General features: G+C 68.7%; 21 protein-coding genes. 11 read left to right on the top strand and 10 right to left on the bottom strand.

Translation table 11 applies throughout. From position 1 onward, the window contains the following. Positions 1-123: 123 nt before the first annotated feature. The 4 genes from ABZS29_RS17945 to ABZS29_RS17960 all read right to left on the bottom strand — a co-directional run bounded on the left by ABZS29_RS17945 (position 124) and on the right by ABZS29_RS17960 (position 3,353). The gene (locus tag ABZS29_RS17945) at positions 124-1,296 is read right to left on the bottom strand and encodes a hypothetical protein (RefSeq protein WP_355463213.1); all 1,173 of its coding nucleotides are present in this window, start codon (positions 1,294-1,296) and stop codon (positions 124-126) included. Then, a complete protein-coding gene (locus tag ABZS29_RS17950; protein ID WP_355463215.1) occupies positions 1,293-1,808 on the bottom strand; it encodes a SigE family RNA polymerase sigma factor in 516 nt (171 codons plus the stop codon). Before ABZS29_RS17950 ends, ABZS29_RS17945 begins: the two co-directional genes overlap by 4 nt. A gap of 64 nt (positions 1,809-1,872) precedes the next feature. After that, complete coding sequence (locus ABZS29_RS17955; protein WP_355463217.1) at positions 1,873-2,835, bottom strand: hypothetical protein; 963 nt, start codon at positions 2,833-2,835, stop codon at positions 1,873-1,875. A gap of 56 nt (positions 2,836-2,891) precedes the next feature. Next, positions 2,892-3,353 (bottom strand): DUF2000 domain-containing protein, encoded by a 462-nt coding sequence (locus ABZS29_RS17960; protein ID WP_355463219.1) that lies wholly within the window; start codon positions 3,351-3,353, stop codon positions 2,892-2,894. A gap of 104 nt (positions 3,354-3,457) precedes the next feature. Between ABZS29_RS17960 and ABZS29_RS17965 the strand changes: the two genes are divergently transcribed. The 6 genes from ABZS29_RS17965 (at position 3,458) to ABZS29_RS17990 (ending at position 9,583) form a co-directional block, all read left to right on the top strand. Continuing rightward, the gene (locus ABZS29_RS17965) at positions 3,458-3,919 is read left to right on the top strand and encodes an Lrp/AsnC family transcriptional regulator (RefSeq protein WP_355463220.1); all 462 of its coding nucleotides are present in this window, start codon (positions 3,458-3,460) and stop codon (positions 3,917-3,919) included. A gap of 173 nt (positions 3,920-4,092) precedes the next feature. After that, the gene (locus ABZS29_RS17970) at positions 4,093-5,811 is read left to right on the top strand and encodes a sodium:proton antiporter (protein WP_355463221.1); all 1,719 of its coding nucleotides are present in this window, start codon (positions 4,093-4,095) and stop codon (positions 5,809-5,811) included. Positions 5,812-5,880: 69 nt separating this feature from the next. Then, entirely contained in the window at positions 5,881-7,104 is a 1,224-nt protein-coding gene (locus tag ABZS29_RS17975; protein WP_355463223.1) for an MFS transporter, read from the top strand. Between the two features lie 43 nt (positions 7,105-7,147). Beyond that, positions 7,148-7,795 carry a nitroreductase family protein gene (locus ABZS29_RS17980; RefSeq protein WP_355463225.1) on the top strand — a complete coding sequence of 216 codons (648 nt, stop codon included), beginning with the start codon at positions 7,148-7,150 and terminating at the stop codon, positions 7,793-7,795. A 76-nt stretch (positions 7,796-7,871) separates the two neighbouring features. Further along, positions 7,872-8,909 (top strand): LLM class flavin-dependent oxidoreductase, encoded by a 1,038-nt coding sequence (locus ABZS29_RS17985; RefSeq protein ID WP_355463227.1) that lies wholly within the window; start codon positions 7,872-7,874, stop codon positions 8,907-8,909. Further along, positions 8,906-9,583 carry an NAD(P)-binding domain-containing protein gene (locus tag ABZS29_RS17990; RefSeq protein WP_355463229.1) on the top strand — a complete coding sequence of 226 codons (678 nt, stop codon included), beginning with the start codon at positions 8,906-8,908 and terminating at the stop codon, positions 9,581-9,583. Before ABZS29_RS17985 ends, ABZS29_RS17990 begins: the two co-directional genes overlap by 4 nt. Here the strand turns inward: ABZS29_RS17990 and ABZS29_RS17995 are convergent. Both ABZS29_RS17995 and ABZS29_RS18000 read right to left on the bottom strand, forming a co-directional pair. After that, positions 9,577-9,720, bottom strand: coding sequence for a hypothetical protein (locus ABZS29_RS17995; protein WP_355463231.1), 144 nt, complete (start codon positions 9,718-9,720; stop codon positions 9,577-9,579). The two genes, ABZS29_RS17990 and ABZS29_RS17995, sit on opposite strands and share 7 nt — an antisense overlap. Positions 9,721-9,922: 202 nt before the next feature. Beyond that, positions 9,923-10,831, bottom strand: a complete 909-nt coding sequence (locus ABZS29_RS18000) for a DUF1996 domain-containing protein (protein WP_355463233.1) — start codon at positions 10,829-10,831, stop codon at positions 9,923-9,925. A gap of 290 nt (positions 10,832-11,121) precedes the next feature. Here ABZS29_RS18000 and ABZS29_RS18005 point away from each other — a divergent pair, with 290 nt between their 5' ends. The 3 genes from ABZS29_RS18005 to ABZS29_RS18015 all read left to right on the top strand — a co-directional run bounded on the left by ABZS29_RS18005 (position 11,122) and on the right by ABZS29_RS18015 (position 16,713). Then, a complete protein-coding gene (locus tag ABZS29_RS18005) occupies positions 11,122-13,287 on the top strand; it encodes a discoidin domain-containing protein (protein ID WP_355463235.1) in 2,166 nt (721 codons plus the stop codon). 35 nt (positions 13,288-13,322) lie between these two features. Then, positions 13,323-14,345 carry a LacI family DNA-binding transcriptional regulator gene (locus tag ABZS29_RS18010; RefSeq protein ID WP_355463237.1) on the top strand — a complete coding sequence of 341 codons (1,023 nt, stop codon included), beginning with the start codon at positions 13,323-13,325 and terminating at the stop codon, positions 14,343-14,345. Between the two features lie 139 nt (positions 14,346-14,484). Further along, positions 14,485-16,713: a discoidin domain-containing protein gene (locus tag ABZS29_RS18015; protein WP_355463239.1), complete on the top strand. Its 2,229-nt coding sequence runs from the start codon at positions 14,485-14,487 to the stop codon at positions 16,711-16,713. Position 16,714: 1 nt separating this feature from the next. On the opposite strand, the gene ABZS29_RS18020 is transcribed toward ABZS29_RS18015, so the two are convergent. The 3 genes from ABZS29_RS18020 to ABZS29_RS18030 all read right to left on the bottom strand — a co-directional run bounded on the left by ABZS29_RS18020 (position 16,715) and on the right by ABZS29_RS18030 (position 19,278). After that, positions 16,715-17,569 carry a 2Fe-2S iron-sulfur cluster-binding protein gene (locus ABZS29_RS18020; RefSeq protein ID WP_355463240.1) on the bottom strand — a complete coding sequence of 285 codons (855 nt, stop codon included), beginning with the start codon at positions 17,567-17,569 and terminating at the stop codon, positions 16,715-16,717. Beyond that, positions 17,476-18,378, bottom strand: coding sequence for an MOSC domain-containing protein (locus ABZS29_RS18025; protein ID WP_355463242.1), 903 nt, complete (start codon positions 18,376-18,378; stop codon positions 17,476-17,478). Before ABZS29_RS18025 ends, ABZS29_RS18020 begins: the two co-directional genes overlap by 94 nt. A 63-nt stretch (positions 18,379-18,441) precedes the next feature. After that, a complete protein-coding gene (locus ABZS29_RS18030; protein WP_355463244.1) occupies positions 18,442-19,278 on the bottom strand; it encodes a LuxR C-terminal-related transcriptional regulator in 837 nt (278 codons plus the stop codon). A 135-nt stretch (positions 19,279-19,413) separates the two neighbouring features. Between ABZS29_RS18030 and ABZS29_RS18035 the strand changes: the two genes are divergently transcribed. Both ABZS29_RS18035 and ABZS29_RS18040 read left to right on the top strand, forming a co-directional pair. Beyond that, the gene (locus ABZS29_RS18035) at positions 19,414-20,163 is read left to right on the top strand and encodes a beta-phosphoglucomutase family hydrolase (RefSeq protein ID WP_355463246.1); all 750 of its coding nucleotides are present in this window, start codon (positions 19,414-19,416) and stop codon (positions 20,161-20,163) included. Next, on the top strand, positions 20,160-22,526 hold the full coding sequence (locus ABZS29_RS18040) for a glycoside hydrolase family 65 protein (RefSeq protein ID WP_355463248.1): 2,367 nt from the start codon (positions 20,160-20,162) through the stop codon (positions 22,524-22,526). Before ABZS29_RS18035 ends, ABZS29_RS18040 begins: the two co-directional genes overlap by 4 nt. Positions 22,527-22,529: 3 nt before the next feature. On the opposite strand, the gene ABZS29_RS18045 is transcribed toward ABZS29_RS18040, so the two are convergent. After that, positions 22,530-22,778: a hypothetical protein gene (locus tag ABZS29_RS18045; RefSeq protein WP_355463250.1), complete on the bottom strand. Its 249-nt coding sequence runs from the start codon at positions 22,776-22,778 to the stop codon at positions 22,530-22,532. Positions 22,779-22,836: the final 58 nt, after the last annotated feature.

Here is a 22,836-nt window from a genome sequence, read left to right on the forward strand (position 1 = left end):
CGACCGGGAGGTCGTGGGAGAGTAGGACGCCGCCGGACATTCACACTGTTAAGGGCCACCCCGCGAGGGGTGGCCCTTAACATTTGTCTGGCCCTCTTTCAGGGCCGCGCTCCAGGAGCGCGATCAGGCGAAGAGGTCGATGATCTGCCGTCCCGTCGGCAGGGCGAGGTTCGCCACGCGTGGGGGCGTCGTACTGAAGTTCAGCGTGGTGAGCTGTGAGACCGCGACCTTCGTGGCGCCCGTGCGGGCGTTGACGACGAGGAGGTCCAGGACGCCGGTCTTGGGGTATTCGGCGGCGATGGTGCACGTCTCGTCGTCGATCCACTGGCCGAAGTAGAACTTGGAATAGGTCTGGTCCGGCAGGGCGATGCGGTTGCCGGACTTGGTGGCCGTGAGGTGCAGGTGGGTCCACGGTGGCTGGACGTCTGGGCGTGCGTCGTCCGGCTGGGTCACCACATACTCCGCCGTGGGGGAGAGGTGCGCCTGTTGGCCGACGAAGCGGACCGACGGCTTCTCGGTCACGCTCTTCGCGATCGTGAGGTTCACCGCCGGCGGGCGCTGCTCGAGTGGCTGCTGGAACACGATCTGCCCGGCCGCGACCGCGCGGACAGCGTTCATCCCCACGCCCGTGAGGAAGTCCCCCCGGTTCGCCTGGATGTCCCAGCGGTACGGGCCGTGGGCCGTGTCGAGGTATGCTGTGCCGCCGTCGATCGCGATGATCCGGGGGCTGTAGGCGAGGTCGACGGTCGGCGGGAGCTTGTTGCCGACCGCGGTCCGTACGAGCTCCCGGCCCGCGAGGACGTCGTACACCACTGACTCGTTGGGGATCTTCAAGGGGTCGATCCAGCCGACCAGGTTGCCGCGGAAGTCCGCGGTGAGCTCCCAACTGGCCGCCGCCCCCAGCTTGCGGGTGCCCGAGCGGTCGGCGACGTGGATGTCGTTGCCTTCGTCGAGGAAGACGAAGCCTGCGTCGGTCTGGACGAAGGCGGTGATCCTGAGCGGGGCCACGGAGAGGATTTCGTCGCCGTAGTGGATGGTGCTGCCGAGGGCGTAGGTGACGCGGCGCTCGGCGAACGGGGCCGGCTTGGCCGGTTGGGGCTGGGACTCGCGCGGGCGGACGACGGTCGCGGTTCCGATCACGGCGGCGGCGGCCGCGACCGCGCCGCCGAGGACGCCGATGGCGCGCCGGCGGGAGATCTGGCGATTGCCGGCGGCAACGATGGCGTCGAGGTCGAGCGGCGGCGGCTCGGCGCCGGCGGCGCGTTCGGCCAGCGTGTCCCTGAGGAGGTTGTTCATTCGCTCATCCCTGCCTTCAGCACGACGTCGGCGCCCAGCCGGGCGCGAAGCTTCTTGAGCGCGTCCGAGACCTGGCTCTTCACGGTCCCGACGCTGCAGTCGAGGATCTCGGCGGTCTGCGGCTCGGTGAGGTCCTCGTAGTACCGCAGGACGACCGCCGCCCGTTGCCGGGGCGGCAGCTGCTGCAGTTCGTGCCACAGCCACACCCGCGCGGTCGCATCGTCGGCGGCCGCCGAGTCGGCCGGCCGATCCGGTACGTCGTCGTTCGGCCGCTCGGCGCGCCACGACTTCCGGCGCCACCAGCCGATCGCGGTGGTGGTGATGACCCGGCGCGTGTACGCCTCGGCGTTGTTCGGGTCGCGGAGCCGGTGCCATCTGACGTACGTCGTCACCAGCGCTTCCTGGACGAGGTCCTCGGCCAGACCGCCGTCCCCGGCCAGCAGATAGGCGTACCGGTAGAGCGCGCCGTGTCTACTCGTCGCGAACTCGGCGAACGCCGTCGAGTCGGCCATCTCTCGCCCCCTCGGATGTCTGTCTACCCTCCTTGATGGGACGGAGGCCGCAAAGGGTTGGGTGCTACTTGGCGTCCCTGGCTTGCTGGCTCGCGTAGTACGCGACCTTGCGGGCGCGCATCACCTCGCCGAGCGGCCGGTGCTCGACCAACGCGTTCCACGGATCGAAGCGAGCAGCCTCTACTGTCTGGGCGAACTCGTCGTCGGGCTCCTGCTGCGGGACGGTGAGACGAGCGACGGTCTGGTACGGCGTGGGCCAGATCGCGGAGGCGTCCTCGATCGGAGTGGTCGCCTCGTCCTGGAAGAACTGCACCTGCAGCTCGTAGACCAGCGGCGCCACGGCCAACCGCCGGAAGAGGTCGGCGCCCCAGTCCCGCGATGCCGCCGGATCGACCTGATCGGAGGCGGCCGCGAGCCGCACGCGGACGGCGTACGGGCCGAAGGCAACGGGTGCGGCGCTGAAGAAGTCCTGCGTCGCGAAGCCGGTGAACGGCTCCCGGATCGCGGTGACGACCTCGCGCACCTTCGGAAGCAACGAAGGCGAGCCGATCAGCTTGCGGATCGCGCCACCCGGCGTACTGCCGGTCGTGAGCACCACGCCGCTGAAGTCCACACTGGTCGCCGAACTGAAGCGCTCATGGTTGATCAAAGCAAAGTCCTGGCTCTTGGCCTCGCCGCCGAGCGCCCCCTGCCCACTCACCCCCAGCACCTTGATCGAGAATCCCCGCACATCCGGCGTCTTGTCTGCCGCAACGTTGAACCCGCCGTTGGAAACCCGCAACCAAGCCTCGAACGACCCCGGCTCCGCGAACAACCCCTGCCGCGCGTACTCCGGCAGCCCCTCGACCACCTCCACCCGAGCCCGCAACGCCGCCACCTGCCGCCGATGCAACGCCCGCCCGGTCCCGTACTTCCCGGACTTGCGCACCTGCATGGCCACAAACCCCTCAGCCTGCCGCTGATGCCGCTCCTCCTCATCGGCACCCACAACCTCGCGCCACTCAGTACTAGGCCCAACCTCAGTCATGCTCCCGCCTTCCCGCTGGTTGCCCCCATCATGGGCCAGGGCGAGGGCAGGACGTCTCAGGGCAGCAGGGGCAGTCGCTTGACGAGGCGGTCTATCGGGTTGCGGGGGCCTACCAGGCTGAGGGCGCCGTAGGTGATTTCGGCGGTGGTGATTTCGGTGAGCTGGGTCAGGTACTCGTCGTAGACGCGGGTTTCTTGGGCGGACAGCGGCATGTCAGCTACGTGGATGTCCTCGCGTGCAACGGCGGCGGCGCGGAGGGTGCGGAGGGTTTCGGGGTCGGCGGCCAGGATGGTGCAGCCGGCCCAGGGGAGGCCTGCGTGGGGACTGCCGTCGGCGTCTTTGCCGTCGGGGCCGAGGAGGCCGGGGACCGCGAGCGCGGTGGCGGCGGCGACGCAGGTGGCGGCGTTGACGATGCGGCCGGTGGGGAGTTCGTTGTTCACGACGATGACCCATTTGAGCCTGGCCTGGCGCGTGGATGCGCTGGTGTCGATCTCGTCCTCGGTGAATCCGATCTGCACGGAACTGCCTCTCCTTCGAACTAATAGCGTCTCTGCGCAGCAAAGCTAACTCAAAATCCGGACGGAATCTCAGGATCCGTACTTAGTACGGATACGATCGCCAGATGACCGAACTCGACGAACTTGATACGGCGATCCTGCGGGAACTGCAGCACGATGCTCGGCGGACCAACCGCGACGTCGCCGCGGCCGTGGGGGTCGCGCCGACGACGGCACTCGATCGGACGAGATCGTTGCGGGAGCGCGGGGTGATCACCGGCGCGCGGCTGGAGGTCGACCTGGCGCGGATCGGGCGGCCGGTGCAGGCGCTGGTGGCGGTGCGGGTGCGGCCGCCGACGCGGGCGTTCATCGAGGGGTTCCGGACCTGGGCGGCGCGGCTGCCGGAGGTGCTCGGGGTGTTCGTGACGAGCGGGTCGGAGGACTTCCTGATCCATGTCGCGGTGCCGGACAACGATCACCTCTACGCGTTCGTCATCGACCGGCTGACCGCGCGGCCCGAGGTGGCCGACGTCCGGACGTCGATCGTTTACGAGCACCTGCGCACGATCGAGGTGCTTCCTGGCTAGGTGCCTCGTCAAGAAACGTTCGGCACCTTTAGCGGCGCCCCAGACGCCCGCTGGCGGCGTTGTCGTCGTCGCGAGATGCTCCGCATCGCGCTCCTCCTCCGCCTTGCCAGCGAACGACTGGACCACCGCTAAAGGCACCAACGTTCCTTGACGAGGCACTAGAGTCCTGTGCCGTGGACCATCAGTTCTTGCTCATCGCCGGAGCCGGGCTCGCGATCATGATCGCGGCCTCGGTGTTCGCCGCCCGGACCGGTGTCGCGGCCCCGCTGCTGTTGGTTGCCCTCGGCATCGGAGCCAGCTATCTCCCCGGTACGCCGACGATCACCGTCGAGCCGGAGATCGTGCTGGCCGGCGTGCTGCCGCTGCTGCTCTACTCGTCGGCGGTGCAGCTGCCCGTGCTCGACTTCCGGCGAAACCTCTCGCTGATCGCGTGGCTGTCGGTCGTGATGGTGATCGCTTCGGCGCTGGCGATCGGGGCTGTCGTCCACGCCCTGTTCCCGAGCATCTCCTTCGGTCTGGGCGTTGCGCTGGGCGCGGTGGTCAGCCCGACCGACGCGGTCGCGGCGACAGCCATCGGTCACCGGGTCGGCTTGCCGCCCCGCGTGATGACCGTGCTGGAAGGCGAAAGCCTCGTCAACGACGCCTCCGCGCTCGTCGTACTGCGGACGGCGATCGCCGCGATCGGTGTCGCCGGTGGTGGATTCGATCTCGGGCACACGGTGCTCGACTTCGGGTGGGCGGTGATCGGCGGCGGTCTGATCGGCGGCGTGATCGGTCTGCTGACGGTGCTGCTGCGGCAGCGCCTGGACGATCCGGTGCTGAACACAACGATCTCGTTCGCCGTTCCCTTCCTGGCGTACTTCCCGGCCGACGAGTCGCACGCGTCCGGCGTACTCGCGGTGGTCGTGGCCGGCCTGCTGACCGGCGTACTGGGGAGCAAGCGGTTCAGCGCACGTGACCGGCAGACGCAGGCGACCACCTGGACGACGATCAGCTTCGTCCTCGAGAGCGCAGTGTTCCTTGCCATGGGCTACCAGTTGCCGGAGCTGGTCGATGCCGCTCGAGAGGAGACCACGGCCGGTGAGATGGCCGGACTGGTCGCCGTCGTCGTCGGGCTGCTGGTCGTGCTGAGGTTCGTCGGGCTGCTGTGGCCCGCGTTGGCGAGCCGGTTCGGCCGCGGGGATCGCAATGAGCAGCAACGGACCAGGCTGACGAAGTTCGAGGAGGCGCTGGACGCGCTGAACCCGGAGAGCGAGCGGGAGGAGACCCGGCTCGCCTGGGCGCGGCGCCGGCTCGCCCGCGGCCGCGCGGATGTGGAGTTCGAAGAGCGGGAGCCGCTGACCTCGCGCGGAATGCTGGTGCTGGCCTGGGCCGGGATGCGCGGCGTCGTCACGGTGGCCGCCGTCCAGACGATTCCGCCGGACGTGCCGCACGTCGCGACGGTTGTGCTCGCGGCCTTCCTGGTGGCGCTGTTCACGCTGGTGGTGTTCGGCCTGACGCTGCCGTGGGTCATCGCCCGGCTGAAGTTCCAGGCCGAGACGGCGGCGGAGAAGCGGGACGCGACGCAGGCCTTGCTGCGGCGGATCGGTGAGTCGGCGATCGACACGATGGGCCCGCTCGAGGAGCAGACGATCGCGGGGGAGCTGCTCGATCCGGAGTTGGTCGAGACGATGAAGGAACGGATCATCCCGCGCCTGGTCTCGGCCAGCCGGGAGGTGCCGGCCGCCAAGCCGGACAGCTTCGAGCAGATGGCGGTCGTGCAGCGCCGCTACCTGGACGCGATGCGCGACGCGCTCGGCAGCGAGCGCAGCATCGGCGCCTACAGTTCGGCCACCTACCGCCAGGTCGAGAGCATCATCGACGCGATGGAGCAACGGTTCAAGCCGGCCTGATCACCGGCCGGACTGCCGGGATTCGTCAATCCGGAGGCGCTCTAGGCCAGGGTGCGGTTGAGTGACGGCGTGACCGCCTCCTTCTCGCCCGCTGTCCGGCGACTGATCATCGCGACGCTCGTCAACACCCTCGGCAACGGCGTGTACGCCGCGATCGGCGCGATGTACCTGACCCGCGTCGCGGGGTTGTCGGTCGCGCACGTCGGCATCGGGCTGACGATCGCGGGAGTGATCGGGCTGATCGCCAGTACGCCGCTCGGCGTCGTCGCCGATCGCCTCGGCCCGAACCGCGCGTACGTCGGCTTCCTCCTGCTGCAGGCGATCACGATGAGCGCGCTGACCCAGGTGCATTCGTTCGGCGCGTACGTCGCCGTGGCCGGCGTGACCGCGCTCGCGGACTCGGGACAGCGTGGCGCGAAGGGCGCGTTGATCGCCGGACTGTCCGAGCCCGATCAGCGAGTGCGGACCCGAGCAGTCCTGCGCGTCACCACGAACATCGGGATGGGCGTCGGTCTCGCGCTCGCCGGGATCGTTCTCGCTCTCGACAAACCCGGCCTGTACGTCGGCGCGCTGCTGGCGAACGCGGTCACGTACTGCGTGACGGCCGCGATGATCCAGTTCGGGCTGCCGGCGGTGGCCGGCGTCGCTTCTGCGGCTGGGCCATCGGGGCTGACTGCTCTCAAGGACCGTCCGTTCCTGGCATTCGTCGTACTGGACGGGGTGCTGAACATGCACAACGCGATGGCGCAGCTCGCGATCCCGCTCTGGATCGTCACCGCGACCGACGCGCCACGCTGGCTGATCTCGGTGCTGCTCGTCATCAACGCGGTCGCGGTGGTGCTGCTCCAGATCCGCACCGCGCGCGGCACCGAGCAGCTCGCGGGGGCAGCGCGGGCCGGTCGTCGGGCGGGGCTGCTGCTGGCCGCAGCGTGTGGAGTGCTGGCGATCACCGACGTGACGTCGGGGACAGTGACGATCGCCCTGCTGATCGTTGCCGCGCTCGTGCACGTGCTGGGGGAGATGCTGCAGTCCGCCGGTGGCTGGGGCGTCAGCTTCGAGCTCGCGCCGCCGGGCGCGCAGGGGCAGTACCAGGGTGCGTACGCGATGGGACATCAGCTCGGCGACTTGGTCGCGCCGCTCATCCTGACCACGATCGCGGTCAGCTGGGGCTGGCCCGGCTGGCTGCTCACGGCGGCGATCTTCGGCATCGCGGGCGCGTTCGTCCCGGTCGCCGTACGGCGTCATCCGGCCGCGGCGATGGTCGTGGCACCGGTCGTGGGCACCGCGACATGAGATGAGTCGCGGGGTGACTCCGTTCGGTGAAACACTGACATGCGTGTACACCCTTGACCTGAACCCAGACGAGTTGCTCACCACCACGCGCGCCGTGCGGAAGCGGCTCGATCTCGAGCGGCCCGTGTCCCTCGATCTGATCCGTGAGTGCCTCGAGATCGCCGTCCAAGCGCCGTCCGGCAGCAACAGCCAGACCTGGCACTGGCTGGTGATCACCGATGCCGAGAAGAAGGCGAAGATCGCCGAGTACTACCGCGAGACGCTGCACCAGTACTTCGCCGCCAACGAGGCCGCGGCGGCCGGCAAGCCGGCGCTCGATCCGACGACGGCCGCGACCCAGCAGCGGGTTCGCGACAGCTCGGCGTACCTGGGTGACAACCTGGCGAAGGTGCCGGTCTTCGTGATCGCGTGCATCACCGCGCCGGAGCTGCCCGCGGGCAACCAGGCCGGACTGTGGGGCTCGATCCTCCCGGCGGCCTGGAACTTCATGCTGGCCGCGCGGGCCCGTGGGCTCGGGACGACCTGGACCACGCTGCATCTGCGGCACGAGGCCGAGGTGGCCGAACTGCTCGGCGTACCGGAGGGTGTCCGGCAGGGCGTGCTGATCCCGGTCGCGCACACGATCGGCACCGACTTCAAGCCCGGACCGCGCAAGGACCTGGAGCCGATCGTCCACTACGACAAGTGGTGACCGCTCGGGAATAACCCCCGGCCGCGCATGCGTTGACATGTCAACCTAGACTTGGTGACATGACAGGAGCGGGAAGATGAGTGGCCTAGAGTTCGGTCTCGACACATTCGGCGACGTACCGGAAGGCGCGAACGGCGAACTGGTGTCGGATGCGGCAGCGATCCGGCAGGTGGTGCAGGAGGCGGCCCTGGCCGACGAGCTCGGCGTGGACGCGATCGCGCTCGGCGAGCACCACCGGCCGGAGTACTCGATCTCCTCACCGGAGACGGTGCTGGCCGGGATCGCCGGGCAGACGTCGCGGATCAAGCTGGGCTCGGGCGTGACCGTGCTCAGCTCGGACGACCCGGTCCGGGTCTTCCAGCGGTTCTCGACCGTGGACGCGTTGTCGAACGGCCGCGCCGAGGTCATCCTCGGCCGCGGCTCGTTCACCGAGTCGTTCCCGCTCTTCGGCTACGACCTGGCCGACTACGAGGTGCTGTTCGAGGAGAAGCTGCAGCTGTTCACGCGGCTGCTCGACGAGAAGCCGGTGACCTGGGAAGGCACGGTCCGCGCCGCCCTGGACAACGCGGACGTCTATCCGAAGACGGAGTCGGGCCGCCTGACCACGTGGGTCGGCGTCGGCGGCTCACCGCAGTCCGTCGTCCGTACGGCGTTCTACGGGTTGCCGTTGATGCTTGCGATCATCGGCGGTGCGCCGGACCGGTTCGCGCCGTACCTGGATCTGTACAAGCGGGCCTCCGAGCAGTTCGGCACGGTCGCGCACCCGGTCGGGATGCACTCGCCCGGCTTCATCGCCGACACCGACGAGGCGGCCAAGGAGATCTACTACCCGCGCTACAAGGTGATGCGGGACCGGATCGGCGCGCTGCGTGGCTGGCCGCCGGTGAAGCGGTCGGAGTTCGACTCCGAGGTGGCGCACGGCTCCCTGTACGTCGGTTCGCCGGAGACCGTGGCGCGCCGGATCGCCGGTGCGATCAAGAAGCTCGGCGTCGGGCGCTTTGACCTCATCTACTCGGCTGGATCGGTGCCTGGTGCGGACCGGCTGCGCGCGGTCGAGCTGTACGGCAGCAAGGTGATCCCGATGGTGCGCGACATTCTGGCGGACGAGTCATGAGCGGCAAGCCGACGATCGCGATCCTGGGGGCGGGCAAGGTGGGCACGGTGCTGGCTCGGCTCGGGGTCGGAGCCGGCTATCCGGTACTGATCGCCGGCTCCGGTGACGTGTCGAAGATCGCGCTGATCGTGGAGGTCGTCACGCCGGGCGCGGTCGCGACGACCGCGGCCGACGCGGCGGCGCGGGCGGACGTGGTGATCCTGGCGCTGCCCCTCGGCAAGCACCGGGCGCTCCCGGTCGAGGCGCTCCACGGCAAACTCGTGATCGATGCGATGAACTACTGGTGGGAGGTCGACGGCATCCGCGACGACCTCACCGATCCGCGGACGTCGTCGTCCGAGATCGTCCAGGAGTTCCTGGCCGGGGCCCGCGTCGTGAAGGCGTTCAACCACATGGGGTACCACGACCTCGAGGACGGCGCTGCGCCCGCCGGGACGCCCGGTCGGAAGGCGATCGCGATCGCGGGTCCGCCGGCGGAGGCGGCCCAGGTGGCGACGATCGTCGACGACCTCGGCTTCGATCCGGTGCTCGCGGGGCCGCTGGCCGACGGCGTACGGCTGGAGCCGGGGACCGACGCGTTCGGCGCCAATGTCACCGCGGCCGAGCTGCGGGAGATGCTCGATCGGTTCCCCGAAACACCGCGGGGCCGAGCCCGTTCGACCGCCCTTCAGTAGCGGTCGAACGGGAACTCTGCCGACTGGACGCCGAACTGGGCGTCCAGCAGCGCATCGTCGTCCGTGACGCTCGATCGCGTGCCGTCGGTCTCGATCAGACGTAGCAGTGCCAGCAACCGGCGAGTCACCTCGCACATACCGGATCACCCCCTCCCAGCCTCCCTATCGTTGTGGAGGGGCGAAACGTTTCTCCCAACTTTTGTTGCGGTCGGCAACTGGGCGGATCGGTGAGACTCAGCTCACAGGGTCGACCGGTTTCGGGTCCACGGTGCGGCACGGCCGCCGTCCTGCGGCGCCGGGGCCTGCCCGGTCCCCGGCGCCGCAGGAGGTCCAAGCGGGTCAGGGCCGTCCGGGCAACCGGTAGTTGTCGCCGAGAACCTGACCACGCCAAGGCTTGTAGAGGTCGTACCCGCGCGAGTTGCACTGCAGGCCGCCGTTGATGCAGTGGCTCACCAGGGCAGCCAGCGTGGGCGGATCCCACGCGTTGAAGAAGTCGTAGTGCCAGGAGTAGCCGCGTCCGCTGGCCAGCCGGACATTGGTCACGTCGCCGTCGGCCGGAAACGCGATCTTGAACTCCAGCATCGGCACCGGGTTCGGATGCGAGGCCGGGCAGGCGCCGTTGACCGGATAAGCCATGTGGCTCTTGTGGTCGGCGCTGTCCAGGTCGCGGCCGTTCCAGCAGCTCGGCGCCTGGTAGCGGATGTTGAGCTGGGTTCCCGCCGGACAGTTCGCCGGGAAGTCCCAGTTGTGCGCGCTGTCGCCGCACTCCCAGCCCTCGACGGCACCCGGTGAGGTCCGGAACGCCTCCTGGGTCGCGGTCGGGCTGCCGACGACGAACCGGATCCCCGGCGGGAACGGCCGGACCGCCTGGTAGTCGAGGATGCCGGACTTGTAGTAGATGGTCTGGTGCCAGGTCTGGACGACCGGGTCGTTGCCGCGGAACATCGTCGGCCACCAGTACGCCGACAGGTCGTCGGGATTCAGGCAGGTCGTCGCGTACGGTCCGGCGGCGTTCAGGCTGTTGAGGGTGGTCGCGGCGTTCGTGGTGGTGTTGCCCACGAAGCTGTGGTCGTGGGACGCGCCCGGCATGTTCGGGAACACGATCGGGTCGTCGGGCGCCCGGTGATGGACGGTGCAGTTGACCTGGAACTCGTGATGCGTCACCTCGTCGGCGGCGTGCGCGGCCGAGCCGGCCAGAGCGGTCAGTGCGGCGGCGATCAGACCGGCGGCGGTGCCGCCGGCGTACAACCCAATCCTTAAAGAGAACACAGACTTTCTTGTCGAGAACACGGAACTCCTCCTGTTCGAGGGATCCGCGGGGCGGTGGTCGGGTGGCCCGCGGTCGGACGGATCGCGGGAGAGCGCTCTCTGGAGAACCATCATCCGGCGCTCCCGCGGTGTCAACCCTCCGTGGTTCCGGAACCACGCTGAGCGTGCAAGCGGCGTACCGAGGCATTGACAAGCGATGAAACCGCGGGCAACGATCAGTCCGCGAGAGAGCGCTCTCTCACCCTCTCCCGCACCAAGGAGTCCGCCCGATGAACCCTTTGCCCGCTCTCCGTGCCCGCCGCCGACGCCGCCGTACGACCTCCGCTCTGATCGCGGTCGCGGTGGTGGCGCTCGGCAACCTGGTGGTGTCGGCCGTCCCGGCGCAGGCCGCGACGCTGTTGTCCCAAGGCAAACCCGCGACCGCGTCGACCACCGAAGGCGCCGGTACGCCGGCCTCCGCCGCGGTCGACGGCGACGCGAACTCCCGGTGGTCGAGCGTCTGGGCCGACAACCAGTGGCTTCAGGTCGACCTCGGCGCGACCGCGACCGTCGAACAGGTCGTCCTGCAGTGGGAGGCGGCGTACGCGACCGGCTACCGCATCGAGGTCTCGGCCAACGGCCAGCAGTGGAACGCGATCTACAGCACCACGACCGGCCACGGTGGCACCGAGACGCTGAACGTGAACGGCAGCGGCCGCTACGTGCGGATGTTCGCCACGACCCGCGCCAACGGGTACGGCGTCTCCCTCTTCGAGTTCAAGGTCTTCGGTACGCCGGGCGACACCGGACCGGCGCCGGGAACCGGAACCGTCCGAATCGCCGGCAGCCAAGGCAATTGGCAGCTGCTGGTCAACAACGCGCCTTGGGTCGTGAAGGGCCTGACCTGGGGACCGCCGCCGACCGAGGCCGCGCAGCGACTGCCCGACCTGAAGGCGATCGGCGTCAACACCGTCCGCACCTGGGGCACTGACGCGAGTTCGAAGCCGCTCTTCGACGCGGCCGCCGCGAACGGCATGCGAGTGGTGGCCGGCTACTGGCTCCAGCCCGGTGGCGGACCTGGCAGTGGCGGTTGCGCCAACTACGTGACCGACACCAACTACAAGACCACGATGCTCGGTGAGATCCGGCGCTGGACGACCGAGTACAAGGACAACCAGGGCGTGCTGATCTGGAACGTCGGCAACGAGTCGGTGCTCGGCCTGCAGAACTGCTACTCCGGCGCCGAGCTCGAGCAGCAGCGGATCGCGTACGCGACCTTCGTCAACGACGCGGCCAAGGCGATCCACGCGATCGACCCGAACCACCCGGTCACCTCGACCGATGCCTGGACCGGTGCCTGGCCGTACTACAAGCAGTACTCGCCGGACCTCGACCTGCTGGCGGTGAACTCCTACGGTCACGTCTGCCAGGTCAAGCAGGACTGGATCAACGGCGGTTACACCAAGCCGTACATCCTCACCGAAGGTGGACCGGCCGGTGAGTGGGAGGTTCCGAACGACGCGAACGGCGTACCGAACCAGCCGACCGATCTGCAGAAGCGCGACGGCTACCTGCAGGCCTGGAACTGCATCACCGGGCACGCCGGTGTGGCCCTCGGGGCCACGCTGTTCCACTACGGCAGCGAGAACGACTTCGGTGCGGTCTGGTTCAACATCACGCCCGGCAACGAGAAAAGCCTTGCCTGGTACGCGATCCGGCAGGCGTTCGGCGGTCCGGGCGGTGGCAACACTCCGCCGGTGATCACCAACATGACACTGAGCCGGACCACGGACGCGCCGGCCGGCGGCACGATCTCGGTCAACGTGGCGGTCACCGATCCCGACGGGGACGCGCTCTCCCATGAGTTCAAGGTCGGTGGGAAGTACATCGACGGCAGTGGTGCTCTCGTCGGTACGCCGTCGAGCGGCAACGGGCCGTTCACGGTGACAGTGCCGCAGCGGCTCGGGGTCTGGAAGCTGTACGACTACGTCCGGGACGGTCGCGGTCATGTCAGCATCGAGACCCGGTCCTTCCGCGTGGTCGCGCCGCCGGTCGAGGGGACGAACCTCGCGCGCGGCCGGCCGGCGACAGCGTCGTCGTACCAGCAGACCGGCAATGGGGCGCCGTTCCCGCCGTCGAACGTGACGGACGGGAACACCGCGACCCGCTGGGCCAGCGACTGGGCGGATCCGCAGTGGGTGCAGGTCGACCTCGGTTCGGTGCAGTCGTTCGACCGGATCCAGCTGGTCTGGGAGGGCGCGTATGCCCGCGAGTACCGGGTCGAGGTCTCCGATGACGGGAACACGTGGCGAGCGCTCTACACCACGGCCGCCGGGAACGGCGACGTCGACGACATCACCACCGGCGGGACCGGGCGGTACGTCCGGCTGACCGGCACTCAGCGCGGTACCGGCTGGGGCTATTCACTCTACGAGTTCGGGATCTACAAACGCTGAGGCGGAATCACGTGTCCCAGATACGATCCGGTGCCATGACCCCGGCCCGACGTACTCCAACCTTGGAAGATGTGGCGCGCGAGGCCGGTGTCTCGCGCGCCACCGCGTCCCGCGTGGTCAACGGTCAGGAGAACGTCGACGCCGGTCTCCGGCTGCGGGTGATCGACGCGATCGCGTCGATCGGCTACGTGCCGAACGCCGCGGCCGCCGCACTGGTCAGCCGCCGGACCGGGACCGTCGCGCTGGTCATGTCGGGCTCGGACGGCTCGGCCGGCCAGGCCTTCGCAGACCCGTTCTTCGGGCGGATCATCGGCGGGGTCGTCACCTGTCTGCGCGACCGCTCGATGCGCGCCACCGTGCAGCTCGCCGACTCGGCCAAGGCGCGCAACGACGCCCTCGACCTGGTCCGCCGCGGCGGCGCCGACGGTGCGTTGCTGGTGTCGACCCACGCGAACGACCCGTTGCCGCGGATGTTTTTGGAGGCGGGCGTCCCGGCGGTGCTGTTCGCCCGGCCGTCACCGCGGCTGCCGATCAGCTATGTCGACCTGGCCCACGACCAGGGCGCCGCGCTGGCCGCCGACCGGCTCGCCGCGCGCGGTTGCCGTACGGTCGCCACCATCGCCGGACCGGCCGAGCTGCCGGCGGCCATCGACCGGCTGACCGGGTTCGAGCACGCGATGGAGGCGCATGGCGTTCCGTACGTTCATGTTGCCCGAGGCAACTTCACTGCCGAGAGCGGTGAGCGGGCGATGACCGCGCTGCTCGCCACCGCGCCGGATCTCGACGGCGTCTTCGCCGCGAACGATCTGATGGCGGTCGGCGCCCTGCGCGCCCTCCAGTTGGCCGGTCGTTCGGTGCCGGACGACGTCGCGCTGATCGGGTTCGACGACAGCCAGCCGGCTCAGCTCACCAGCCCACGGCTGACCACGATCTCGCAGCCGCTCGAGGCGATGGCGGCGCGGATGACCGAGATGCTGCTGGAGCGGCTGGCCGACTCGGCGAAACCGCCGGAGCCGCAGATCTTCCGGCCCGTGCTGGTCGAGCGCGAGTCGGCCTAGTCGCTGCCCTGGCGGCCGCCGGCAAGTTCCGGAACCGCGCTCAGGGAACGTTCCCTTGACAGCGGCCGGGCGGGCGGGGACGCTCTGAGAGAGCGCTCTCTCAGATCCTTTCCGCCCGCTCTCTGATTGGTGTCGCCCTATGAAGGTGTCCTCGCGCGGACGTGCGCGCTCTCTGATCTCCAGTTGTGCGGCCGCCCTTGCTCTGGTGGCCGCGGGCCTCGGCGCTGGTGATGCCGTGGCCCAGTCCGATCGTGCCGCCGCCTGCGGTACGGCGAACGCCGCGCTGAACCGGCCCGCGACCGCCTCGTCGACCGAGAACGCCGGCGTACCGGCCTCGGCCGCGGTCGACGGCAACCCGGGAACGCGCTGGGGGAGCGCTTTCTCCGATCCGCAGTGGTTGCAGATCGACCTCGGGTCCACGGTCAGCGTCTGTCAGGTCGCGCTGACCTGGGAGGCGGCGTACGGGAAGGCGTTCCGGATCGAACTGTCCGACAACGCCACCGCGTGGACCGAGGTGTATTCGACGACGACCGGGACCGGAGGTGCGCAGACGCTTGATGTCACGGGCAGTGGGCGCTATCTGCGGATCACCGGCACCCAGCGCGGGACCGGCTACGGATACTCGCTCTGGGAGGTCGCGGTGCGCACGAGTGACGGCAGCGGACCGGTGATCCCGCCGACCGATCCGCGCAACCCGGACCTCGGGCCGAACGTCTTCGTCTACGGGCCGGGCAGCTCGCAGACCGACATGCAGAACAAGCTGAACCAGATCGCCGCCGAGATGCACACCAACCAGTTCGGCACTCAGCGGTACGCGGTGCTGTTCAAGCCCGGCAGCTACACCGCGGACGTGAACCTCGGCTTCTACACCCAAGTGGCCGGCCTCGGGCTGTCTCCCGACGACGTGAACCTCAATGGTCACGTCCGGGTCGAGGCCGACTGGCTGCAGCAGGGCGACAACCCGAACAACAAGGGCAACGCGACGCAGAACTTCTGGCGTTCGGCCGAGAACCTGGCCGTCACCACTCCGCCCGGTCAGATCGAGCGATGGGCGGTGTCGCAGGCGGCGCCGTACCGGCGGATGCATCTGAAGGGCGCGCCGGAGGTGCAGCTCTGGAACGGCGGTGACGGCTGGGCGAGCGGTGGCCTGTTCGCGGACACGAAGATCGACGGCCGGGTGGTCTCAGGCTCGCAGCAGCAGTGGTTCTCGCGGAACTCGGAGTTCGGCAGCTGGGCCGGTTCGGTCTGGAACATGGTGTTCCTCGGCACGAACGGCGCGCCGCCGCAGCACTTCCCGGACCCGTCGCACACGACGATCGGGCAGACTCCGAAGGTCCGCGAGAAGCCCTTCCTGTATTTCGATGCCGCAGGCAACTACAACGTCTTCGTCCCGGCGCTCCGCACGAACTCGGCCGGCACCAGCTGGTCGCAGGGCCCGGCCGCCGGTACGTCGATCAGCCTCGCCGACTTCTATGTCGCCAAACCGAGCTCGTCGGTCGACACGATCAACGCGGCACTTGCCCAGGGCAAGCACCTGCTGTTCACGCCGGGCGTCTACCACCTGAGTGATGCGATCCGCGTGACCCGGGCCAACACCGTCGTACTGGGGCTCGGGCTGGCCACGCTGATCCCCGACACCGGCAAGGCGGCGATCAGCGTCGCCGACGTGGACGGCGTCAAGCTGGCCGGAGTGCTCGTCGACGCCGGCCCGATCAACTCGCCGTCGCTGATCGAGATCGGCGCGGCCGGTTCGACCGCGAGCCACGCGGCGAACCCGACCTCGCTGCACGACGTCTTCGTCCGCGTCGGCGGCGCCCACATCGGCAAGGCGAGCGTCAGCCTGCGGGTCAACAGCAACGACGTGATCGGCGACCACCTGTGGCTGTGGCGTGGCGACCACGGCGACGGCGTCGGCTGGAACGTCAACACCGCCGCCAACGGACTCGTGGTGAACGGCAACAACGTGACGATGTACGGCCTCTTCGTCGAGCACTACCAGGAGTACGAGACGCTCTGGAACGGCAATGGCGGCCGCACGTACTTCTACCAGAACGAGTTCCCGTACGACGTCCCCGACCAGGCGTCGTGGTCGAGTGGCGGCGGTAGCCAGGGCTGGGCGGCGTACAAGGTCGCGAACACCGTGACCACCCACGAGGCGTGGGGCGTCGGCAGCTACTGCTTCTTCAGCCCGAACAACTCGATCGTCGCGTCCCGCTCCTTCGAAGCACCGAACACACCAGGCGTGCGCTTCCACGACCTCGTCTCGGTCTCCCTCGGCGGCGTCGGCACCATCAGCAACGTCATCAACAACACCGGCGGCACCGCCAACGCCGCCACCCAACAGCGCTACCTGGTCAACTACCCCTAACTCACATGTCCAGTACGAGGTCACTGGTGGGCTGGGCGCAGCAGATGAGCGCCTGGCCCTCCGGGGCTGGTTCCAGGGGGTCGGGGGAGTAGGTGATGGTGCCGGAGAGCAGTGGGGTTACGCAGGTTTGGCAGACGCCGGTCCGACAGCTCCATCGCGTTGGTACGTCGCATGCTTCGGCCAACTCGAGAACGTTCTTGCCGGCGAAGGGCACTGCGATGCCGCTGCGGGCGAACGTCACGAGCGGGCCGGTGCCCGGCTCGCTCGCGGGCGGATGTGGTGCACGAGTGGTCCGGTCTGCGATGCCGGGGTTGGTGGCTGGGAGCGCGCCGAACAGCTCAGTGCGCACACGGCTTGGATCAAGGCCGAGTGCTGTCAGCGCTGTGGTCATTTCGCTCATGAAGGCCGCCGGCCCGCAGATGTACGCCGTGGCGTCGGACGGCAGCGCCAACTCCGCCAAGCGATCTCGAGTGATCCGGCCGTCGGTCGCGCTGTAGTAGATGTGCTCAACCGCATTCGGCAGTGACTCGATCAGCGCGTGTGCCTCGGCAGCCAGCGGATGCTCGTCCGGCGTGCGAGCAGCGTGGATCCACCAGATGCGGCGCGTACTGCGCTCGGCCGCCAGCTGATGCAGCATCGCCAGCACCGGCGTGACGCCGATACCGGCCGAGAGCAGCACCACTGGACTGGTGTCATCACCGAGCACGAACTCACCTCGCGGCGCAGCAACCTCCAGTACGGCGCCCGCCCGCAACTGCGTCGTCAGATAGCCGCTCGCGACTCCGTGCGGCTCGTGTTTGACGCTGATGCGGTAGCTGCCGGTGCCAGGAGCCGAGGAGAGCGAGTAACTCCGCACAGCGCCAGCACTTTGAACGTCAGGTACTGACCAGGCGTCGCACTCGGCAGCGCCGTACCGTCGGCTGCAGTCAACAGCACCGAAGAGACAGTGGCGCTCTCGGCGACCACATCCGTCACGAGCAGCTCGCGGAAGCCGTCCCAGGCCGGTTTGGCAACGGTCGAGCCGCGCAACAGGTCTCGGAACGAGCCCTGCCAGCCAGGACTCAGCGCTGGGATGTCCACGGCCACTCGCAACTTCGCGATGTCCCGATCGGGCAGGTAAAGCAGTGCATCGGTGTCAGCGACGCTTAGCGCGCCCGGCCCGGTTCGCGTCTTCACGATCGAGTCACCGGCCTGGATGTGTCCTTCGGTGATCACGCGGCAGTAGAAGCCGGGGCGATGGTGACTGACCAGCAGCGCAGGCAGCTCCGGCTCGCCCATCCGCATTCCGACGCGGTAGCACGTCACCCGCGGCTGAGTCACCTCGAGCTCGGCCTCGCCGATCCGGTACCGGTCGCCGATGCACACCTCGTCGTCGGGCATCCCGTCGACCGTCAGGTTCTCCCCGAACTGGCCGTACTCGAAGTCGTCGCGGCCGAAGTGCTGCTCCCAGTACCGGTAGGACTGGACCTGGTAGACGAGCACGGCACGCATCTCTCCGCCGTGACCGCCGGTGTCGCCCTGACCATCGCCGTCGATATTCAGCCGCCGGACCATCGCCGGTCCGTCGACAGGACGCTTCCAGACGCCGGTGTAGACCGTGCGGCCGCTCCATTCGACGTTCTGCGGCAGGCCGACGTTCACGGAGAGCAGGGTCGATTCGGTCACCCCGACAGTCTGCCGGTTGGCCGGAGTGCAGGGGAGCCGTCGCCGCTGATCGTTCGCATGGCGTCAGCGTGCGTGCGGGCCGTCACAGTGGTCGATTAGGTTGCAGGTTCCTGCAATCTGGTGGCGTTCGAGACTGTCGGTCTCGGCGTAGCGGACGCCGGCGGCGAAGCGGGTCTTGACCTCCAGCGTCTCCATCAGCCGGGCCACCTCGTACCGCACGGTGCGGACGCTGAGGGTCAGCCGGTCGGCGATCTCCTCGTCGGTGCAGCCGTCGCCGAGCAGTGCCGCGATGACGTGCTGCCGTGGGGTGAGTCCGGCCGGATAGCGCTCGCGCAGATCGACTGCACGGACAGCGCTGCAGCGGACCGCTCGCAGGTACTGCTTGGCCGCGTTGACGGCCTCCGTGCCGTGGATCATCATCAGGCTCCGCTTGCCGTTCAGCAGCGGGCCTTCCAGGATCACCCGCTCACAGTCGAGCAGCTTGAGCTGAATCGGTCCGAAGGAGATGTGGTACGGCATGTCGTCGGCCGAGACGATGAAGTCGGTGACGGTGGGCGAGCCGTCGCTGATGTCGAAGAAGCTCGTCATCCGGAGACCCGCCTCGACCAGTTCACGGTTGTACCGGTGACTGGGGACGAACGCCTCCAGATCCTGGTGCCGGGTCCAGGTGACCGCGGTCAGCTCCTCGGCGCGACCGCAGTGGCCCTCGAGCCAGTCCCGCAGCGCGGAGCGGTCGGTGACGACCAGCACCTCGGCGTCACACGGGCGTCTGGCCAGCAGGTCGTCGCAGAACCTCGCCCGGACGACCTGGAGACGCAGTGACGCGTCCAGAACCTCTTGGCGGCCGAAGTAGGTAGTGCTTCGGCTGTGCAGTGTGCTGTGCATGCTGATCTGGCGCATCTCCCCACCAACCCCGTGACTCCCCAGCCGCCCGTCATATTCTCACGTAACCGGGCTGTCATGCGGTGAATGGCGTGTCCGCGGCCGTCGTCTGTCTAGGGTGGAGTGGAACGCCCACGACGCGAGAGGGTGGAGATGCTGGGACTGCCGACGGCGATCCGGGTCTGTCTGTTCGATCTGGACGGAGTGCTGACCGATACCGCGGCTGTGCACGCCGCTGCCTGGAAAGAGATGTTCGACCAGTTCCTCCGGGACTACGCCGAGCAGCACGGCCTTCCGTACCGGCCGTTCGACGCTCGCGCCGAGTACGACGCCTATGTCGACGGCAAGCCGCGGATGGACGGCGTCCGCGACTTCCTGGCGTCCCGGGGCATCACGCTGCCGGAGGGGACGCCGAGCGACCCACCGGACGCCACCACGGTCAACGGGCTGGGTAACCGCAAGAACGAGGCCGTCCAGCAGCGCATCCGCACCGACGGCGTGCATGTGTTCGAGGGCTCGCGCCGGTACCTGCAGGCGGCCGAGCAGGCCGGGCTGCGCCGGGCGGTCGTCTCATCCAGTGCGAACACCCGCGAGGTCCTCGACGTGACCGGACTCGCGCAGTACGTCGAGGAGATCGTCGACGGCGTCACGATCCGGACCGACGGGCTGAAGGGCAAGCCGGCCCCGGACACGTTCCTCGCCGCCGCACGGCGGTTCGGAGTCGATCCGTCCGAGGCGGCAGTGTTCGAGGATGCGCTCGCCGGTGTGGCCGCTGGACGCGCCGGCGGCTTCGGGCGAGTGGTCGGCGTCGACCGGGTCGGACAGGCTGCCGAACTCGCGGCCCATGGCGCGGATGTCGTCGTACAGGATCTGGCGGAGCTGCTGGACGGAGGAGACCGATGATCGATCGCGGCCACCACCCGGTCGAGCCATGGCGCTTGCGCGAGACCCGCTTGTCGCTGGACAACCTTGCGCAATCGGAGTCGCTGTTCGCACTGTCCAACGGGCACATCGGTCTGCGCGGCAATCTCGACGAGGGCGAACCGTACGCGATCCCGGGCACCTATCTGAACTCGTTCTACGAAGCCCGGCCCCTTCCGTACGCCGAAGCCGGCTATGGCTACCCGGAGTCCGGCCAGACCCTGGTCGACGTGACCAACGGCAAGCTGATCCGGCTGCTGGTCGACGACTCGCCGTTCGACGTTCGCTATGGCTATCTGAGCCGGCACGAGCGGTCGCTGGACTTCCGGACCGGTCTGCTGGAGCGGGACGTGGACTGGACGTCACCGGCCGGTAAGCGCATCCGGGTGCGAAGCCGGCGGATGGTGTCGCTGACGCAGCGCGCCGTTGCAGCGATCGAGTACACCGTGGAGGCGATCGATCAGCCGGCCCGCTTCGTGATCCAGTCCGAGCTGGTCGCCAATGAAGCGCAGCCCAAGCTGTCCGACGACCCGCGGGTCGCAGCGGCGCTGGACAACCCGCTCAAGCCGGTGAGCCACGACGGTGGGGAGAACGGCGTCGTACTGATCCACCGGACGACGAACAGCCGGCAGCTGATGGCTGCCGCGATGGTGCACGAGGTGGAGGCGCCGACCCGGTACGAGATCGACCAGGACGTTCGGGAGGACTGGGCGCGGACCACTGTGATCTGTCAGCTCCAGCCGGGCGAGAAGCTGCGTGTGGTGAAGTACTTGTCCTACGGCTGGTCGAGTCTGCGGTCGGAGACCGCGATCCGCGACCAGGTGGCGGCAGGACTGTCCAGTGCGCGCTTCTCGGGCTGGGACGGGCTGGTGAAGCAGCAGGCCGAGTTCCTGGACGACTTCTGGGACGGTGCCGATGTCGAGGTCCACGGCCACCCGGAGCTGCAGCAGGCAGTGCGGTTCGCGCTGTTCCACGTGCTGCAGGCCGGCGCTCGCGCAGAGCGGCGCGCGATCCCGTCTAAGGGCCTGACCGGAGCCGGCTATGACGGTCACACCTTCTGGGACACCGAGGGTTTCGTTCTGCCAGTGCTGACCTACACGATGCCGGACGCGGCCGCGGATGCCCTGCGCTGGCGGCACACAACGCTGAACATGGCGAAGGACCGCGCCGAGGTACTGGGTTTGCGTGGCGCCGCCTTCCCGTGGCGGACCATCCGTGGTCAGGAGTGCTCCGGCTACTGGCCTGCCGGTACGGCGGCCTTCCACATCAACGCGGACATCGCCGAAGCCGTGTCGCGCTACCACCGTGCCACGGGCGACGACCAGTTCATCGAGGAGTTCGGTCTGGAGCTCCTGGTCGAGACCGCGCGGCTCTGGATATCGCTGGGGCACCATGACCGGCACGGGCGATGGCATCTGCCCGGTGTCACCGGTCCGGACGAGTACAGCGCAGTTGCCGACGACAACGTCTTCACGAACCTCATGGCCGCGCGGAACCTCCGGGCCGCGGCCGAGCTGGCCATGCGGTTCCCCAACGTCGCACGGGTGCTCGGCGTCGACAGCGAGGAAGAGGCGAGCTGGCGGGACGCCGCGGCGGCGGTCTACATCCCGTACGACGAGGAGCTCGGCGTACACCCGCAGTCCGAGGGGTTCACCGGCTATGCCGAGTGGGACTTCGAGGGCTACAAGGACAAGTACCCGCTGATGCTGCACGCGCCGTACTTCCAGCTGTACCGCAAGCAGGTGGTCAAACAGGCCGATCTGATTCTGGCGGCGTACTGGTGTGGTGACGCGTTCACTGCCGAGCAGAAGGCACGCGACTTCGAGTACTACGAGCGGCTCACCGTGCGCGACTCGTCGTTGTCGGCCTGTGTCCAGGCGGTGATGGCGGCTGAGGTCGGTCACCTGGACCTGGCCTACGACTACGCGTACGAAGCAGCGCTGATCGACATGCGGAACCTGCACCACAACACCGGGGACGGCCTCCACATGGCGTCCCTGGGGGGAGCCTGGACCGCACTGGTCGCCGGGTTCGGTGGACTGCGTGACCGCGACGGTTGCCTGGCGTTCGACCCTGCGCTGCCACAGGGGCTGAGCAGGCTGCGGTTCTCGATCCGGTGGCGTGGTGTCCGGCTGACCGTGGATGTCGACTCAGGCTCCGTCACCTACACGGTGCGCGACGGCAAAGACGCCGCGATCACCCTTCAACACGCGGGGGAGGAGCTCACCGTCACCGCCGGTACGCCGGTCACCCGGCCGCTGGCCAAGCGGGTTCCGCTCCTCAGCCGGCCGACACAGCCGCCGGGCCGCGAACCTCGCCCGGCGTTTTCGGGCGAGGACCGCTGACGGTCAGTTCTTGGCGGACAGCCGCTCCGCCGTGCCGACCAGCAGCACCGAGGCGATCACGGCGGTGATGAAACCGAGCACGTTGAGCTCGAAGATGCCGCCGGTGCCGAGGATGTTGGCGATCGTGCCGCCGATGACGGAACCCGCCAGGCCGAGCAGCAGTGTGGCCAGCAGGCCGAGCCGCTGCTTGCCCGGGGTGAAGAGCCGGGCCAGCGCGCCGATGATGAGTCCCGCGACGATGAAGCCGATCATGTCTTGTTGCCTCCGAGTCTGAACTGTTCTGAGAACAGTCTGTCGGTCGGAGGCCCGC

This window comes from Kribbella sp. NPDC005582 (assembly GCF_040605415.1).
Classification (GTDB): domain Bacteria; phylum Actinomycetota; class Actinomycetes; order Propionibacteriales; family Kribbellaceae; genus Kribbella.